15 protein-coding genes are annotated in these 17,319 nt (G+C 33.9%); 6 read left to right on the top strand and 9 right to left on the bottom strand.

Features of this window, described 5'->3' with window-relative positions; all coding sequences use genetic code 11:
- Window positions 1-128: 128 nt before the first annotated feature.
- Window positions 129-596, bottom strand: a complete 468-nt coding sequence (locus tag ACZIYX_RS15215) for a CYTH domain-containing protein (protein ID WP_462683111.1) — start codon at window positions 594-596, stop codon at window positions 129-131.
- Between the two features lie 101 nt (window positions 597-697).
- On the opposite strand from ACZIYX_RS15215, the gene dinB reads away from it, so the two are divergent.
- On the top strand, window positions 698-1,816 hold the full coding sequence (dinB, locus tag ACZIYX_RS15210) for a DNA polymerase IV (RefSeq protein WP_462683110.1): 1,119 nt from the start codon (window positions 698-700) through the stop codon (window positions 1,814-1,816).
- A 95-nt stretch (window positions 1,817-1,911) separates the two neighbouring features.
- On the opposite strand, the gene ACZIYX_RS15205 is transcribed toward dinB, so the two are convergent.
- A complete protein-coding gene (locus ACZIYX_RS15205) occupies window positions 1,912-3,057 on the bottom strand; it encodes a methionine aminotransferase (RefSeq protein WP_462683109.1) in 1,146 nt (381 codons plus the stop codon).
- Between the two features lie 207 nt (window positions 3,058-3,264).
- Here ACZIYX_RS15205 and ACZIYX_RS15200 point away from each other — a divergent pair, with 207 nt between their 5' ends.
- Genes ACZIYX_RS15200 through ACZIYX_RS15190 form a run of 3 tightly spaced genes read left to right on the top strand, consistent with a single transcriptional unit; the run spans window position 3,265 to window position 6,705 of the window.
- Window positions 3,265-3,924 carry a succinate dehydrogenase cytochrome b subunit gene (locus tag ACZIYX_RS15200; protein WP_462683108.1) on the top strand — a complete coding sequence of 220 codons (660 nt, stop codon included), beginning with the start codon at window positions 3,265-3,267 and terminating at the stop codon, window positions 3,922-3,924.
- A gap of 13 nt (window positions 3,925-3,937) precedes the next feature.
- Window positions 3,938-5,953: a fumarate reductase/succinate dehydrogenase flavoprotein subunit gene (locus tag ACZIYX_RS15195; protein WP_462683107.1), complete on the top strand. Its 2,016-nt coding sequence runs from the start codon at window positions 3,938-3,940 to the stop codon at window positions 5,951-5,953.
- Between the two features lie 5 nt (window positions 5,954-5,958).
- A complete protein-coding gene (locus ACZIYX_RS15190; protein ID WP_462683106.1) occupies window positions 5,959-6,705 on the top strand; it encodes a succinate dehydrogenase/fumarate reductase iron-sulfur subunit in 747 nt (248 codons plus the stop codon).
- 171 nt (window positions 6,706-6,876) lie between these two features.
- Here the strand turns inward: ACZIYX_RS15190 and ACZIYX_RS15185 are convergent, their stop codons facing one another.
- Window positions 6,877-9,246 (bottom strand): M28 family peptidase, encoded by a 2,370-nt coding sequence (locus ACZIYX_RS15185; protein WP_462683105.1) that lies wholly within the window; start codon window positions 9,244-9,246, stop codon window positions 6,877-6,879.
- 212 nt (window positions 9,247-9,458) lie between these two features.
- On the opposite strand from ACZIYX_RS15185, the gene ACZIYX_RS15180 reads away from it, so the two are divergent.
- On the top strand, window positions 9,459-9,929 hold the full coding sequence (locus ACZIYX_RS15180) for a CBS domain-containing protein (protein WP_462683104.1): 471 nt from the start codon (window positions 9,459-9,461) through the stop codon (window positions 9,927-9,929).
- A 65-nt stretch (window positions 9,930-9,994) separates the two neighbouring features.
- On the opposite strand, the gene ACZIYX_RS15175 is transcribed toward ACZIYX_RS15180, so the two are convergent.
- The 5 genes from ACZIYX_RS15175 to ACZIYX_RS15155 all read right to left on the bottom strand — a co-directional run bounded on the left by ACZIYX_RS15175 (window position 9,995) and on the right by ACZIYX_RS15155 (window position 13,706).
- Entirely contained in the window at window positions 9,995-10,345 is a 351-nt protein-coding gene (locus ACZIYX_RS15175) for a hypothetical protein (protein WP_462683103.1), read from the bottom strand.
- Between the two features lie 6 nt (window positions 10,346-10,351).
- A complete protein-coding gene (locus ACZIYX_RS15170) occupies window positions 10,352-10,864 on the bottom strand; it encodes a DUF6265 family protein (protein ID WP_462683102.1) in 513 nt (170 codons plus the stop codon).
- Between the two features lie 63 nt (window positions 10,865-10,927).
- Entirely contained in the window at window positions 10,928-11,830 is a 903-nt protein-coding gene (locus tag ACZIYX_RS15165; protein ID WP_462683101.1) for a histone deacetylase family protein, read from the bottom strand.
- Between the two features lie 3 nt (window positions 11,831-11,833).
- On the bottom strand, window positions 11,834-13,321 hold the full coding sequence (locus ACZIYX_RS15160; RefSeq protein ID WP_462683100.1) for a hypothetical protein: 1,488 nt from the start codon (window positions 13,319-13,321) through the stop codon (window positions 11,834-11,836).
- 133 nt (window positions 13,322-13,454) lie between these two features.
- Complete coding sequence (locus ACZIYX_RS15155; RefSeq protein ID WP_462683121.1) at window positions 13,455-13,706, bottom strand: GIY-YIG nuclease family protein; 252 nt, start codon at window positions 13,704-13,706, stop codon at window positions 13,455-13,457.
- 177 nt (window positions 13,707-13,883) lie between these two features.
- On the opposite strand from ACZIYX_RS15155, the gene ACZIYX_RS15150 reads away from it, so the two are divergent.
- On the top strand, window positions 13,884-15,053 hold the full coding sequence (locus ACZIYX_RS15150) for an IS4 family transposase (RefSeq protein WP_462683099.1): 1,170 nt from the start codon (window positions 13,884-13,886) through the stop codon (window positions 15,051-15,053).
- 182 nt (window positions 15,054-15,235) lie between these two features.
- Here ACZIYX_RS15150 and metG read toward each other — a convergent pair whose 3' ends face one another.
- Window positions 15,236-17,302, bottom strand: a complete 2,067-nt coding sequence (metG, locus tag ACZIYX_RS15145; protein WP_462683098.1) for a methionine--tRNA ligase — start codon at window positions 17,300-17,302, stop codon at window positions 15,236-15,238.
- Window positions 17,303-17,319 lie beyond the last annotated feature (17 nt).

The following is a 17,319-nucleotide window of genomic DNA, read 5'->3' as shown; positions in this document are numbered from 1 at the left end:
TATTTTTTAGGAAATAGAAAAAGTCAAGATGAGTTCAATATATAGAGGATTCATTTCCTTAAAAAGTTAAGTATATCTGTATTATCTAATATAGTTTCGTAAGTAATACAAACCCATATTGTTTTTACTTACCATGATAAATAAGGTTTTTTACTTAATTGAGAGTTGTAGTATCTGGAATCACCTGTTATTTCTTTGCCCAGCCAATTTGGTTTTAAAAAAGATTCATTTTCATCGTTTAGTTCAATTTCGGCAACAAACAAACCCGTGTTTTCCCCAAAAAATTCATCTACTTCAAACGTATGATTTCCTAATGGGATTTCGTACCGAATCTTTTCAATAACCCCTTTTTTACATAAAGATAAAAGTTGTTCTGCTTCGGGAATGCTGATTTCTTTTTCCCATTCAAAACGGGACGTACCTGTAGCATTACTTTTTCCTTTAACGGTTATAAACCCCTGTTCACCTTTTATTCGTATTCGCACAGTTCGTATAGGATCTGTATTCAAAAACCCCTGTACAATCCGAATACTTTTTTTGGCATCATTTTTAAATTCCTCAGAAATGATTAAGAATTTACGCTCTATTTCTATCATAATTACAATTTAACATTTCTACTGCGCTATCAAAGGTAAAGAAGTATAAAATAGATGTATCGATAATCCAGTCTAAATATATTATAATTTGAATCATCAATATGCCTTATTTTTGTAATGTGGAAGAAGTATTTGGAAATAGAAAAATCATTCATGTAGATATGGATGCGTTTTATGCATCTGTTGAGCAAATGGATAATCCAGAGCTTAAAGGTAAGCCATTGGCAGTTGGTGGCGGGGGAAAACGGGGAGTGGTTAGCGCAGCTAGTTATGAGGCTCGTGTGTTTGGTGTGCGATCTGCCATGCCGGGTTTTAAAGCAAAAAAACTTTGCCCGGATCTCATTTTTGTTAGACCAAGGTTTGATCGGTATAAAGAGATATCCTCTCAAATTAGAAAAATATTTTTTGAGTTTACAGATTTGGTAGAACCATTATCTCTGGATGAAGCATATCTGGATGTTACCGAAAATAAAAAAGGAAACCCAAGTGCAACTTTAATCGCTAAAGAAATACGGCAACGTATTTTTGATGAAGTTGGTTTAACAGCTTCTGCGGGGATATCTATTAATAAGTTTGTCGCAAAAGTCGCCAGTGATTATAATAAGCCTAACGGACAAAAAACAGTAAACCCAGAAGAGGTAATTGATTTTTTGGAAGCATTGGATGTCAAAAAATTTTATGGGGTAGGTAAGGTTACACAAACAAAAATGTACCAAATGGGGATTTACACAGGTAAGGACTTAAAATCTAAATCTGAAGAATTTCTAATTCAGCATTTTGGCAAATCAGGAGCACATTATTATCGTATTGTACGAGGAACTCATCTTAGTGAAGTAAAACCTGATCGAGAACGAAAATCTCTGGCAGCAGAGCAAACTTTTAATGAAAACATAGCCTCAGAGATTTATATGTTGGAGCGATTAGAAAGTATTGCCGAAGAACTTCAAAAACGTTTGAAAAACAATAAGGTTTCCGGACGAACAGTAACGCTAAAGATTCGATATAGTGATTTTACCTTACAAACCCGAAGTAAAACATTGCCTTATTTTGTGAACGATGCAGCTATTTTGTTAGAAACCGCAAAGGAGTTGCTGTATCAGGATAAAATGAAAGATTCTGTAAGGTTACTAGGGATCTCTCTCTCTAACCTAAATACAGGAAAAAAGGACACTAAGAAAAAAGAAGAAGTAGAGATTATTCAGCTTAGATTTGATTTTTGAAAGCAATTTATTTTCATCAGCCTAATAAAAAAGGTTTAACAAATATTACTATACTCAAAGAATCACATCCTACAGAAATATGGTTGTTAAAACTCTTAAATTCCACACAAAATCTCGGCAGCTCGCTTTAAAGTGTCTTCGGTTTTAGCAAAGCAAAATCGCAATACCTTATCGTCTTGTTGGTCAAGGTTAAAAACAGATACAGGAATCGAAGCTATCTTGTGTTCTATAGTTAACCTCTCGGCAAAGGCAACATCGCTTTCTTGTGTAATAGCAGAATACCCCAGTAATTGAAAATAGGTTCCGGAAGCAGGAGTTAAAACAAAGCGGGAATCTTTAAGTAAGGACAAAAATAAGTCTCTTTTTTCTTGATAAAATTGTGGTAAAGAAAGATAGTGTTCAGGAGTTTTTAAATATTCGGTTAAGGCATATTGCATTGGGTGACTGCATGAAAACACATTAAATTGATGTACTTTTCTAAACTCTGCCATTAAATCTGCGGGAGCCAGGCAATATCCCATTTTCCAGCCTGTAGTATGAAATGTTTTTCCAAAAGAAGCGGTGATAAAAGCTCGTTCAGCTAATCCTGGAAATAGTGCAGCACTTTGATGTTTTTGACCATCAAAAATAATATGCTCATATACCTCGTCGCTGAGCAAAATTATAGTAGTTCCTTTAAGTAATTTTTCTAATTGAAGCATATCCTGTTTAGATAAAATACTTCCACTGGGGTTATGAGGGCTGTTTATGATCACCATTTTGGTTTTGGAAGTAATTTTGGTAGCTACTTCTTTCCAGTCTACAGTAAAATTAGGGGCGGATAATTGTACAGGAACGACGGTACCGCCAAATAACTGTATAGAAGGTTCATAACAATCATAAGCTGGTTTAAAAACGAGGACTTCATCTCCCGGATTTATAAAAGCCGAAATAATAGTAAATATTGCTTGTGTAGCACCGGCAGTTACAGTCACTTCAGATTCAGGGTGATAATTACTGCCATACAGAGTATTTGTTTTTTGAGCGATAATTTCTCTTAAAGACAGAAGTCCAGGCATGGGGGCATATTGATTGTAACCAGTATGCATTGCTTTTGATACGAGTTCAATAAGTTTTGAATTTGCCTCAAAATTAGGAAATCCCTGAGATAAGTTTAAAGCATTATGTTTAGAAGAAAGTTGGCTCATTACAGTAAAAATCGTTGTGCCTACTTCTGGAAGTTTAGAAGATATGGATTGCATATATTTAAAATTAATACAATGGATAAAACAATTCAATTTTTGTTTAAAGGTAGTTTTATATTTTGAATGATTTAGAAAGGAACTCTAAACAAAGTTTTTCTCTTTTTTATATTCATTATAAATAGCGGAATAAACCACCTTTAAAACTTGGCTAAAAGACCAGTGAGTCCTATTTTTGTTTTCCAATTAACTAAACATTTTTATATAATGGGTGGATTGATAAAATCTTCAATAGCTAGAAAAGTTGCCATGGCACTATCGGGACTTTTCTTAGTGTTTTTCTTATTACAACATTTTACCATCAATTTAACATCAATTTTTAACGCAGAATTATTTAATGAGCTGTCACACTTTATGGGAACAAACCCATTAGTACAGTTTGCATTACAGCCTGTGCTTATTTTTGGAGTAGTTTTTCATTTTGTAATGGGATTTGTGTTAGAAATAAAAAACAGAAATGCCAGAGCTGTTAAATATGCAAAATATAATGGTGGAGCTAATGCCTCTTGGATGTCCAGAAATATGATTTACTCTGGATTAGTAGTACTTGCATTTTTAGGACTGCACTTTTATGATTTTTGGATTCCAGAAATGATACATAAATATGTAGAGTTTGCTCCAGAAGATCCTATGCGGTATTATCCTGAGTTGCTGCATAAATTTGAGAGTCCTGTACGTACAGGATTATATGTTATTTCGTTTGTGTTTTTGGCATTGCATTTATGGCATGGATTTGCATCGTCTTTTCAGTCTGTTGGATTTAACAACAAATATTCGATAGCAGCTACCAAGTTTGCTAAAGCATTTTCAATAGTAATTCCGTTAGGATTTATCATTGTTTCTTTAGTACTTCATTTTACTCATTAAAAACACCACTATTATGTCAATTTTAGATTCTAAAATACCTGAAGGTCCACTGGCAGATAAGTGGACAAAACATAAAAACACTATAAATCTGGTTAACCCGGCAAACAAACGTAATATTGATATTATTGTTGTAGGTACAGGATTAGCAGGCGGAAGTGCTGCTGCAACTCTGGCCGAGTTGGGATATAACGTAAAAACATTTTGCTATTCAGATTCTCCTCGTCGTGCACACTCTATAGCGGCACAAGGAGGAATTAATGCAGCAAAAAACTATCAGGGAGACGGAGATTCTAACTACCGCTTATTTTATGACACTATAAAAGGTGGAGATTATAGATCTCGCGAAGCTAATGTATATCGGTTAGCCGAAGTCTCGGGTAATATTATAGATCAATGTGTAGCACAAGGAGTTCCTTTTGCTCGCGAATACGGTGGTTTATTAGATAACCGTTCTTTTGGAGGAGTTTTGGTGTCCAGAACATTTTATGCCAAAGGACAAACAGGGCAACAATTACTTTTAGGAGCATATTCTGCCATGAACCGCCAGATAAACAGAGGTAAAATACAAGCGTTTAACCGTCACGAAATGTTAGATTTGGTGAAGGTAGATGGTAAAGCCAGAGGAATTATTGCTCGTGATCTGGTTACAGGAGAAATAGAAAGACATTCGGCACATGCGGTAGTATTAGCATCCGGAGGGTACGGTAACGTATTCTTTTTAAGTACCAATGCTATGGGAAGTAATGTTATGGCTGCATGGAGAGCGCATCGCAGAGGAGCATTTTTTGCAAATCCTTGTTACACACAGATTCACCCAACTTGTATACCAGTATCTGGAGATCATCAGTCTAAGCTAACATTAATGTCTGAGTCTTTACGTAATGATGGTCGTATATGGGTTCCTAAAAGAATTGAAGATGCCGAAGCAATACGTGCAGGTAAATTAAAACCAACACAATTATCTGAAGAAGAAAGAGATTATTACTTAGAGCGTCGTTATCCTGCTTTTGGTAATTTAGTGCCACGTGATGTAGCATCCAGAGCAGCAAAAGAAAGATGTGATGCCGGTTTTGGTGTAAATAAAACAGGAGAAGCAGTATACCTGGATTTTGCTTCCGCTATACAACGTTACGGAAAAGAAAAGGCTTTAACTTCTGGTATACACAATCCAACAGCAGATCAGATTAGGGAATTAGGAGAAAAAGTGATCGAAGATAAGTATGGAAACCTTTTTCAGATGTATGAAAAAATTGTAGATGAAAATCCATATAAAACACCAATGATGATTTATCCTGCAGTTCACTATACGATGGGAGGTCTTTGGGTAGATTATAATCTGCAAACAACAATCCCGGGGTGCTATGCAGCAGGAGAAGCAAACTTTTCGGATCATGGCGCAAACAGATTAGGAGCATCTGCATTAATGCAAGGATTGGCAGATGGATACTTTGTTTTACCATATACAATAGGAGATTATTTATCACATGATATTCGCACAGGAAAAATACCTACAGATACACCAGAATTTGATCAGGCAGAGAAAGAGGTTAAAGATCGTATCACAAAATTAATGAGTGGTTCTGGAGAGAATTCTGTGGATTATTACCATAAAAAATTAGGTAAAATCATGTGGAATAAATGTGGAATGTCTCGTAATGAGCAAGGATTAAGAGAAGCAATCGAAGAAATTGCAGTTTTGCGTGAGGATTTCTGGAAAAATGTAAAAGTACCCGGAACAGCAAATAGTATGAATCCTGAACTGGAAAAAGCAGGAAGAGTAGCAGATTTCTTAGAATTAGGAGAGTTATTCGCAAAAGACGCACTAGATCGCAGAGAATCTTGCGGAGGACATTTTAGAGAAGAGTCTGTAGAGCAGTCTGGGGAGCAAGAAGGAGAAGCATTGCGAGATGATGAAAACTTTAAATATGTTTCTGCATGGGAGTATATGGGAGAACCAAAGGATGCTAAATTGCACAAAGAAGATTTAGTCTTCGAAAACATTGAATTAAAAACACGTTCTTATAAATAAAAGCTATGAATCTTACACTAAAAATATGGCGCCAGAGTGATGCCAAGTCACAAGGAAAGATAGTAGACTATCAAGTAAAAGGAATTGAAGGAGACATGTCTTTTTTAGAAATGTTAGACGTGTTAAACGAGCAATTGATTAACAAAGGTGAGGATCCTGTGGTATTTGACCATGATTGTAGAGAAGGTATTTGCGGAGCATGTTCTTTACAAATCAATGGGGAACCTCATGGACCAGATCGACTAGTAACGACTTGTCAATTACACATGCGTATGTTTAAAGATGGAGATACTATTTATATCGAACCATTTAGAGCAAAAGCATTTCCAGTAATAAAAGATTTAATGGTAGATCGTAGTTCTTTTGACAGAATACAACATGCAGGAGGGTATATCTCGGTAAACACTTCTGGTAATACTATTGATGCTAATGCAATACCAGTTAATAAAGATGATGCAGATAAGGCTTTTGAAGCAGCTACCTGTATTGGATGTGGTGCTTGTGTAGCAGCATGTAAAAATGCTTCAGCTATGTTATTTACTTCTGCAAAAGTGTCTCAATTTGCTCTTTTACCACAAGGTAAAGTAGAAGCTACAGATCGGGTATTGGCAATGGTAAACCAAATGGATGAAGAAGGTTTTGGTAATTGTACCAATACCGGAGCTTGTGAAATTGAATGCCCTAAGGGGATCTCTTTAGAAAATATAGCACGTATGAACCGTGAGTATTTAAAAGCTAGTTTAAAAGGATAAAAAATCTTTTTGCTGAATATGAAAAAAATCCAAACCTTACTAAGGTTTGGATTTTTTTATGGTAACATTTCATGTTATTATGACATTAGTGAATAATGAAAGATAGTAGAGTGCTTTTTTTTAATCTCTGATAAAAGGATTGATTTCTTTGATTTTTAAAACCTATGTTTATTACATTGAGATAATTTTATTATTCAACGTATCCACTTTTTTTTCTTTGTATTCCTTTACATCCAAACTTTTTTTGATAATTACAGCATCATTAAGCACAAATGGTTTTGGCATCATGTTTTTATCCCTTGAAGGCACCGAAAAATGCTCGTTTTTAAGCAGATCATAAGAAGACTCATAAATAATAAATTGAGGCAGGGAGTCTTTATGAAACTGCATTTGTAGTTCCAAAGGTTGGTTTTTGCTAACATAATAAATAAGCAGGTTTTTATTCCATCTTTTGGAGAACACATTATAAATTTTATCATCAGACTTTTTAAAATCCCTAGCGGTTTCCCCATTAACTTTTAAAGAATCAAAATTAAACAAGGTCCTTGTGTATACATCTATCCTGTTAATATCCCGTTGCGGGGCAATACATAGATCTATATGTCTTTGATTGCCAATAATAGTATCTTTGCTGATATCCAGTTTAGGAGAAGGTACATTCTTAATAGTTGCCTGATTAGTATAGGTAAATGATTTTTGATACTTGCTATATAAAGTAGTTGCATTATAAGCTTCTGCAATATTTTCTTCCGGATTAATATAGTTTTTGCTCCAGGAATCCAAAGTTTTATCATAAGTAGCCCAAACAGCTTTGTTTTTATCTGTATCCAGTATATATACCAGGCTATTAGGTTTCTGTCTGATTTCTGTAAAATCAGATTTTATATGTGCTGTAATAAGAAAAATAAAACTGAAAAGAAGCCCAAGATTTCCAATTAAATTTTTTCGTTTATAAAACCCAAATACCGGTAGTAAAGCACCAAATAATAAAACGGTCAAAACAGAAGAAACAAATAGAATTTTTAAACCTAAAGCAACCGGAAAAGAAACAATAAATGGGGACAGGATAAAAATAGATGGAACCCCTAGTAAAACCATCAATAAAGGATTAGGTTTTTTTTGTCGGATAAGTACAAATAAAGAAATCAGACCACATAATACAATAATTATAAAATAGCTGGCTCCTTTTAAGTACAAAGCTGTCAAAGAACAAATAATAATCCAAATAAATAAAGGTGCTACTAACAGATTGACTTGATTTTGAATTTTAGTAAATCTGGCATAGGTTTTAAAACAAATAGCTATAGATAACAGTACAAAAACACTAATATATGGATAACCATTATAAGTAAAACCTTGTTGGATTTCGTTATACCGCGGGTAAATAACAGTAAGCAATTGCCATCCGCCAACGGTTATAGACCCTGCAAGAATTAAACATAGAAAAAATAAACCAAAACCTTTTAAAACTTCTCTAAAATCGATTCTGTAACAAAATTTTCCGTAAAATATTAATCCAATAAATAAAATTATGGATAAAATTAGCAAACTATATATCCAGCTATATGGATATTTAATAAGATTAAAAATAGGGGTATTAAAATAAATATAATCCTCGTCTGATTTAAGGTTAGTTAAGTCAGAATCAGAAAAATAGGAAAGTAAAGGCATAAGATAGCTACCTTGATGCTGCAGGGTATTTAAATCCAAATTTTGCCAGATATCATTTGCGGTATGATAATCAAAATGATCGTCTATAAATGCAAAGTTAAAGCCATCAATATTGCCTTGTTCTCTTAACACCGTAAGATCGGTATCATTAGGTAGCATTTTGTATATACTATATGCCAAAGAATTTGTTACAGGGTATTTAACACCAGCTTTAGAAAACTCTTCGATCATTTTTTTATTATTCCCGTTGGTTTCTATAAGCATATATGAATTGCCCCCGCTCCCTCTGGCCTCAAAATTAAGAGCGAGTCCAATATTTTTGGCCCAAGGATGATTTTTTATAAAATAATCAGCTCCGTTAAGCCCTAGTTCTTCCCCATCTGTAATACATATTATAATATCATTTTTAGGAACTTTATTAGTGGCGATATATGCTCTTATCCCCTCCAAAATGGTTGCTACACCACTACCTGCATCACTTGCACCATAAGATGAATAAGGCGAACTATCATAATGAGACATTAATAATAGTGATTTTGTGGTGTCACTACCTTTAATTTTGGCAATAATATTTTGTGGATTGTTTACTCTGCCATTGTTAGAAATTGAAACCCCTTTTTGTATCAAAGGCTGTAATCCCATCTTTAATAATTCATCTATGATATATGATTTAACGTCCTCATGAGATTCACTTCCTAAATAGTGACAGCCTTTGGATATATTTTTTACATGTTCTAAAGCACGAAGAGTAGAAAACTCTTGTTTAGGTGTTTCGAGGTCTGTAATTCTTTGCGGTTTGCTGCTGTAAAAAGTATACGCTAAAATGGCAGTAATAAGAAGAAACGTAAGTAAAGAGGGGAACTTTCGCATATTTCTATAGTATGATTTAGGTTAAAGGTAAGAAATAAGCTACAATTATAGCGCAGTTACTAATCGAAATGATAATTGAATACTTTTTCAAACCATTAAAAATGACAAGTATAAAGATATGAAAATATGATTTTAATTACAGTTGGATTACAGGTTTCTTGTATAAATCATTGTAAATCACTATATTTAAGATTCACTAAATCATAAAATATATGGGGATCATTAGTTTTCAAGGCGCTCGTTCTAAAACAAAGAAGCAAGACGAGACACAGATAAAAGTTTCAGATTATATGACAAAAGACTTGATAACATTTAGTCCGGATCAGTCTGTAATGGAAGTTATCGAAACGTTAATACAACATAAAATATCAGGAGGCCCTGTGGTGGATGCAAATAATCAGTTACTTGGTATTATTTCTGAAGGAGATTGCATAAAACAACTAAATGAGAGCAGATACTATAATATGCCTATAGAAGATGCCAGAGTCGAAAATTTTATGGTAAAAGATGTAGAAACTATAGATGGCAATTTGAATATTTTTGACGCTGCAAATAAGTTTTTAGAAACAAAAAGAAGACGTTTTCCAATATTGGAAGATGGTAAATTAGTAGGTCAAATTAGCCAGAAAGATATCATGAAAGCTGCATTACGGATGAATGGGCATAACTGGTGGGGTAAGTAGCCTAAATAGATATTATTTCAATCAATAAAAATAGCTGGTAAAAAAAAGTAGTATTCCCTTTTTTACTAGCTATTTTTTTTAACTAAAGCATAAAACTCATTTTCGAGAGGTAAGTATCCTTGATCATAAACAAAATAATAAACGGTTCCTGTTTTTGTAGTATAAATACTGGTGAAATGTTGAAAATCAAACCCTTTTGCAATTAGTTTAGATTTTGTTATTTTGGTTTTATCCTTTGGGTTTAGCTCTTCCAGAATCCGATAGTTTTTACGTAATAGATTATTAATATTACGAATCAGGTTTTTACTATCCTTATTAAGTTGGTTGTTATATGCATTACGGCAATAATCACTACAAAATTTTTTATCTGCTCTTCCTATAATTTTATCTCCGCAAACGGGACAATCTTTTTGCATACTAAATTATTGCTTTTTATAATTGAATTTAACTTCTTCACTAGATCCATCTTTATTAGAGACAACAACATAGACATTGATTTCAGAATCACTAATTTTTTCGAAGGTAAGCTCGTCAAAATAAACTTTATCTTTTTCTATTTTTACAAGTTTAAAATCTACAGTTTCTTCCTTTTCTTCCCATCCTTTAAAATCGTCATTAAAATGCTTTAATTGCATCAATAGGGTAGAGCCGATTTGGGTAATACCTCCCAGTTCATAAAACTTAACCTTTTCGTTTACGACTAATTTAAACGAAAACATCATCGAGTTACCCAAAGGATCGCTCCAGATTTCTTCGGTTATTCCTCCAAAAGCTTCTCCACGCCAGTATCCGCTAATCCAGGAAATATCTTCTAAAGTAGCGCTAGGAGAAATCATTCCGTCAGTAAATTTTAAAACATTAGATTCTGTACTCTGCGCAAAAGTGCTACATATACTTCCCAGTACTATAAATATGATTATAGATTTTTGTCTCATGTTTATATGATTTAAAATAAGCAAGATACAAATTATGCGTTTGCAAATGATTACTGTTGATTATTAAAAGAAAATATCCTGTGCAATTCTAAAAGTATTCGCATGTGCTTCAATAATAGTTTTTATATCAGGAGAATATCCTCCGCCCATAGAGCACATAACAGGAATATTAAGATCCTTGCAGGTTTGCAGCACAAATCTATCTCGTTCTGCACAACCAGCAATTGTACAAGATAATTTTCCTAACTTATCAGTAGATAAAATGTCTACACCACATAAATAATAGATAAAATCTGGTTTTTGATCTTGTATAAGTTTTGGTAGTGTTTCTTTTAGAATAGTTAAGTATTCCTGATCTTCGGTTTGATTGGGTAGTGCAATATCCAGATCCGAAATTTCTTTTTTAAAAGGGTAGTTGTTTGCTCCATGCATCGAAAAAGTAAATACGGAAGAGTCTTTTTCAAAAATTTGAGCAGTACCATTGCCTTGATGCACGTCCAGATCTACAATCAATATTTTTTGTACCAAATCACTCTGTAAAAGATAACGAGCTCCGATTGCCTGATCGTTTAACAGGCAAAATGCTTCTCCGCGATTAGTATATGCATGATGTGTGCCTCCTGCAATATTCATGGCAATTCCATTTTTTAGAGCGTATTTTGAGGCTTTTATAGTGCCATCTGCAATAATAACTTCCCGATCAATGAGTTCTTTAGATAACGGAAACCCTATTTTTCTTGCTGCTTTTGGGTCTAAGGACAGCTCTATAAGACTTTTGTAGTACGATTCTGTATGTACTTCCAAAATAGGAGCAGTGTCCGGGATTTTAGGGCTAAAAAAGTTTTCTTCTACACAAGTGCCTTCATGCAGTAATTGTTTTGGTAATAGTTCGTACTTAAGCATCGGAAAACGATGCCCTTCTGGTAAGGGATGTGTGTAAATAGGATGGTATGCTATTTTGAGCATGTTTTACTCTTTAAAACGATACAATTTATACAGTTTATCGTTTTTATCATAATAACTGAAATGGATGTTATTATTATGTAAAAAAATATTTTTAGCTATCGGTTTTTTAAGAGTATCCTCAAAGTCATTTATTTTATCAAATACATTTTTTGGGATATCTCCTTGTTGATGTTCAAAATTTTCATCAAAGAGACAATTGATATAGGTAGATTTAGTAGAGGTGTATCCTCCATAACCATAAAAGGTAGGATTAAAACCTACTAATATGGCGCTAGAACTAGTAGTGATAGGCATACCTCCTCCAAATCCGGGAGCAAAACCTACACCTCCTGAAGGAATTTCTTTTGTTCCCCCCAATACGATATTATATTTGTCATTTACTTTATAAGCAGAGATACCTATGTTGGAGTTAGAAATTTTGCGAAGAAATTTTGCGGTTTTTTCCATTTCTCGCACGCGGTCTTCATTAGCAATACCAAAAAAATTCACCCCTCCTTCTTGTATAATGGGAGAGTTTTTAAAAGTAATGGAATCTTCTTTTTGGATAGCGTATTCTTTTATTAATTTTCCTGAAGTTAAATCTGAAATTAAGAATTTCATTTTTTGATAGGAGCTTGCTATTTGAAAAAGCTTATTGTCATAGATGTACGAATTACTGCCCGTAAAACCTTTTTCTTCTTTGGATGGTTTGTCAAAAGTTTTATAAGTAAATTGAAAGTTATCTAAATCGATAAAACATAGTTTTGTCTCTTTTTTGCTGTAATCAAAACTAAATATCAGTTGATTGTTAAACTGGTACAGTTTTGTTAATTTGGATGTTGTTTCTATAATATTTGGATTTTTGGCTTCAATTTTTCCAATTTCTATTATGCTGCTAGAGATTCCTCCAGCATCAGCAATCAATAAATAATGTGCATTAATAGTATGATATTTATCCCTTGGGTTTTGATATTCGATTTGTTGTAAAGAAACTACTTTTTTTTGTGGTTGATAGTCCTTGTTAAACGTATAAAAGTTTAAATCTGAAGAATTTTTTGTGATGGTAATTAAGTAAAACTGATTCTTATAATTTATAGTTTCTACATATTTCTCTCCTTTTATTTTAAAATCTAAAATAGTGCTTGTTGAAGAGTTTGTACCAAAATCAAATGTTTGTACCCCAAATTTTGTGTTTCTAGAATTACTAAAAAAGATAGAGTATATGTTGTTATTTATAGAGTACCCCAATATACTCCTGTATTTAGATGGAAGTGTTTTGGTGGTTATTTTTGATTGTTGTTGATACTCAGAATTCAATAAATAAGAATAGAATTTATTCTTTTCTTCCAGTAAAAGCATGAGTTCTCCATTTTCTTGATTAGGAACAGCATACGACTCTTTGCTGGATTGATAAGAAGTAGAAAAGCTTTCTGGCAGTTCCAGAACTTTTTCTTGGGTATAAACAGTTGCTATGCTAAATAATAAGGATAGTATTAAAATATTTCTTCTCATAAAATTAAGGTGTTTTTATGTATATGTCATAAAAGTCAACATTGTTACCTTTTTTGATGATACATTTTTACTGTTTTTGGTAATAAAAGAATCCATGAGTATTCGATTGTCTGGTCGAGCGCAGTCGAGACCTCTATTCTGCATCAGGGTTATATTTTGAATGTGTAGCATTTCTGCATTCTGATAAAATTTGTAGAAGATCAAATTGGTTATTTGCTAAAGCTAGTTTTTTCTTGGCACTCCATTTCTTTATTTTTTTCTCAAAATATATGGCTTGATTTATATCGGTAAACTCTTGAGAAAAAATAAGCTCTACTGGTCTGCGTTTAAATGTAAAACAATTTTTGTTTTCCCCTTTTTGATGTTCCTCAAATCTCCTAGAGATATTATTTGTTACCCCCGTATAAGTAAGTTTATCAGAACATAATAAAATATAGACAAAATATCACTAGTGGGCATTATAAATTGAGTTAAGTTCTCTGAAATCTTTGTAGATAGTATCTTCGACGTTTTTTATAACGTGACGATTTGAATTGTAAATAAGATTTTTGTAAAAAATCTTATGAATCAAGGTAAATATATTTTTGCACAAATTACCGAGTTTCTTCCTCGCAGAATATTTGATCGTATTGTTAAAGAGCATAGCGGCAATAAATATGTCAGGAGTTTTACTTGTTGGAATCAAATGCTATGTATGGTTTTTGGCCAATTAACATCAAGAGATAGCATGCGAGATTTGATTTTGAGCCTTGAGGCTCATCGTTCTAAGTACTACCACTTAGGATTTGGAACTACGATTTCACGTCGCAATCTTGGTATTGCCAATGAAAAGAGAAGTCATAAAATCTTCGAGGAATTTGCCTATATTCTGATATATGAAGCACGAAAGAGCTGTTATCGAGATGAGTTTGAAATTGATGTTCAAGGCAATGTATATGCATTAGACTCCACAACAATAGATCTTTGTTTGAGTGTTTTTTGGTGGGCGGAATTTCGAAGGAATAAAGGAGGTATAAAACTTCATACACTTTATGATGTAAAAACCTCTGTTCCTAGTTTTCTTCATATCTCGAAGGCAAGCCTACACGATGTTAATGTGCTAGACATCCTTACTTACGAGATTGGCAGCTTCTATGTGATGGACAAAGCTTACATTGACTTTGAACGACTCTATAAAATTGATCAACAAAAAGCTTTTTTCATTACCCGTGCCAAGCAAAACATGCGTTTTAAAAGAATGTATTCAATGGAAACGGATAAGGCCAAAGGCATTAAATATGACCAGATAGGTAAATTAGAAGGATATTATATCAAAAAGAACTATCCTGAAAAACTTCGGCGCATAAAATATTATGATAGTGAAACAAAAAAGGAATTCATATTCCTCACAAACAATAAAGATCTAAAAGCTAATGAAATAGCGTTACTATACAAAAAACGATGGGAGGTAGAGCTTTTCTTTAAATGGATGAAACAGCACCTTAGAATAAAATCATTCTGGGGAACGAGTATTAACGCAGTCAAGATACAAATCTATTGCGCCATCATAGCCTATTGTTTAGTGGCAATTATTGGAAACAAACTCAAATCAGAACGTAGAATCTACGAAATATTACAGATTTTGAGTATATCACTACTCGATAAAACACCTATAAAACAGATACTTACGAATTTAAATTGCAAAGATGTCAAAGAACAAGAATATAAACAACTAAAAATCAACGGGTTTTAAGTGCCCACTAGTGACAAAATATAATTTCAAACTAATACTTTTAATACATATTGTGGAGTTTAATTCTCTCTCGGCTTGCCTCGAAAACAAAATATATTTTCGGAAGCGTTTTCCCTGAACTTGCTCCGAGATTGTTGATTAGCAGGTCTCGACTGCGCTCGACCAGACATAATATTATTTTTTTAACTCACTACAGTACCAGGATTCACCCCATCGTCATCTGGGTTTAAGAACACCAATTTACCATCTGGAGTTTCGGTCATTAAGATCATGCCTTCGCTTTCTACCCCTCGTAATGCTCTTGGGGCCAGATTAACCAATACCGTTACCTTTTTGCCTACAACTTCTTCTGGTGAAAAATGCTCTGCAATACCAGAAACGATGGTTCTAACATTAATTCCCGTATCTACTTTAAGTACCAATAGCTTTTTTGCCTTTGGCATTTTCTCAGCTTCAATGATGGTTCCTATCCGGATATCCATTTTAGAAAAATCTTCAAAAGAGGTAGTGTCTTTTTGTGGTTCTACTACTTTGTTTTCGGCTTTGTTGGCTTTTTTAGTAGCTTCCAGTTTATCTAGTTGTGTTTGTATCTCGGTATCTTCGATTTTAGAGAATAATAATTCCCCTTTTTCAATTTTATGTCCTGCAGGTAATAGTACTTCTTTTATTGCAATATCATTCCATGTAGGATCTGTATCAAGATCAGAATGAGAGAGCATAGACTTTAATTTACTACTGGTAAACGGTAAAAATGGTTCGGATAAGGTGGCTAATGCCGATGCGATTTGTAATGCCACATACATTATGGTTTTAGTGCGTTCTTCATCGGTTTTAATCAGTTTCCAAGGCTCTGCGTCTGCCAGATATTTATTTCCTAACCGGGCAACATTCATAAGTTCCTGACTTGCTTCTCTAAATCGGTATCGTTCTACAGAGCTTGAGATTACAGCAGGATATGCTTTAAGTTCGGCTAATGTTTGTTCATCTACTTCAGATAAAGTTCCCGGAGTTGGTACCATACCATCGTAGTATTTATTAGTTAAAACTACTACGCGATTAATAAAATTACCAAATATGGCAACCAGCTCATTATTATTGCGTGCCTGAAAATCTTTCCAGGTAAAATCGTTGTCTTTAGTTTCGGGGGCATTTGCCGTTAATGCATAACGCAAAACATCTTGTTGGTTAGGAAATTCTTCCAAGTATTCGTGTAACCATACCGCCCAGTTTTTGGAAGTGGATAGCTTATTGCCTTCTAAATTTAAAAATTCGTTAGCGGGTACATTTTCTGGTAATATGTAACTGCCTTCTGCTTTTAACATACTTGGGAAAATAATACAGTGAAAAACAATATTGTCTTTGCCTATAAAATGCACCAATTTGGTGTCCTTATCTTTCCAGTATGGTTCCCAGTCTTTTCCTTCTCTGGCAGCCCATTCTTTGGTAGAAGAGATATATCCTATAGGGGCATCGAACCAAACATATAGTACTTTGCCTTCAGCACCATCTACCGGTACAGGAATCCCCCAATCTAAATCACGGGTTACGGCACGAGGACGTAGCCCATCATCGATCCAGGATTTTATTTGTCCGTATACATTGGTTTTCCAATCTTTTTTATGTCCTACCAGTACCCATTCTTTTAAAAAATCTTCATACTGATCCAAAGGTAAAAACCAGTGTTTTGTTTCTTTTAGTATTGGTTTTGCTCCGGAAATGGTTGATTTTGGGTTGATAAGATCGGTTGCATTAAGCGAGCTTCCACATTTTTCGCACTGATCGCCATAGGCTTCTTCGTGACCACATTTTGGACAGGTGCCAGTTACAAATCGATCTGCAAGGAACTGATCTGCTTCTGGATCATATAATTGCTCTGCTATTTCTTCGATAAATTTACCATCTTCATATAATTTCTTAAAAAACCCGGAAGCGGTTTCATGATGAACAGGAGCAGAGGTTCTTGAATAATTATCAAATGATATCCCAAAATCTTGAAAAGATTTTTTGATTATAGAGTGGTATTTATCTATAATTACTTGTGGCGAAACTCCTTCTTTTTTTGCACGCATTGGGATTGCAGCACCATGCTCATCACTACCACATATAAAAGCAACATCATTGCCAGTCATTCTTAAATATCGGGAATAAATGTCTGCAGGGACATAAACCCCTGCTAAATGACCTATATGTATTGGACCATTTGTATATGGTAAAGCTGCTGTAATAGTGTATCTTCCCTTTGTGCTCATAATGCTAAAAAATAAGG

This window comes from Aquimarina sp. (assembly GCF_977115655.1).
This window is presented reverse-complemented; position numbering and strand designations above follow the sequence as displayed.

Excerpts from the sequence above, each read along its gene's own strand:
- ACZIYX_RS15190 (WP_462683106.1), top strand. The coding sequence starts at position 5,959 with ATGAATCTTACACTAAAAATATGGCGCCAGAGTGATGCCAAGTCACAA.
- dinB (WP_462683110.1), top strand. The coding sequence starts at position 698 with ATGCCTTATTTTTGTAATGTGGAAGAAGTATTTGGAAATAGAAAAATC.
- ACZIYX_RS15215 (WP_462683111.1), bottom strand. The coding sequence starts at position 596 with ATGATAGAAATAGAGCGTAAATTCTTAATCATTTCTGAGGAATTTAAA.
- ACZIYX_RS15150 (WP_462683099.1), top strand. The coding sequence starts at position 13,884 with ATGAATCAAGGTAAATATATTTTTGCACAAATTACCGAGTTTCTTCCT.
- ACZIYX_RS15180 (WP_462683104.1), top strand. The coding sequence starts at position 9,459 with ATGGGGATCATTAGTTTTCAAGGCGCTCGTTCTAAAACAAAGAAGCAA.
- ACZIYX_RS15200 (WP_462683108.1), top strand. The coding sequence starts at position 3,265 with ATGGGTGGATTGATAAAATCTTCAATAGCTAGAAAAGTTGCCATGGCA.
- ACZIYX_RS15170 (WP_462683102.1), bottom strand. The coding sequence starts at position 10,864 with ATGAGACAAAAATCTATAATCATATTTATAGTACTGGGAAGTATATGT.
- ACZIYX_RS15175 (WP_462683103.1), bottom strand. The coding sequence starts at position 10,345 with ATGCAAAAAGATTGTCCCGTTTGCGGAGATAAAATTATAGGAAGAGCA.
- metG (WP_462683098.1), bottom strand. The coding sequence starts at position 17,302 with ATGAGCACAAAGGGAAGATACACTATTACAGCAGCTTTACCATATACA.
- ACZIYX_RS15205 (WP_462683109.1), bottom strand. The coding sequence starts at position 3,057 with ATGCAATCCATATCTTCTAAACTTCCAGAAGTAGGCACAACGATTTTT.
- ACZIYX_RS15195 (WP_462683107.1), top strand. The coding sequence starts at position 3,938 with ATGTCAATTTTAGATTCTAAAATACCTGAAGGTCCACTGGCAGATAAG.
- ACZIYX_RS15160 (WP_462683100.1), bottom strand. The coding sequence starts at position 13,321 with ATGAGAAGAAATATTTTAATACTATCCTTATTATTTAGCATAGCAACT.
- ACZIYX_RS15165 (WP_462683101.1), bottom strand. The coding sequence starts at position 11,830 with ATGCTCAAAATAGCATACCATCCTATTTACACACATCCCTTACCAGAA.
- ACZIYX_RS15185 (WP_462683105.1), bottom strand. The coding sequence starts at position 9,246 with ATGCGAAAGTTCCCCTCTTTACTTACGTTTCTTCTTATTACTGCCATT.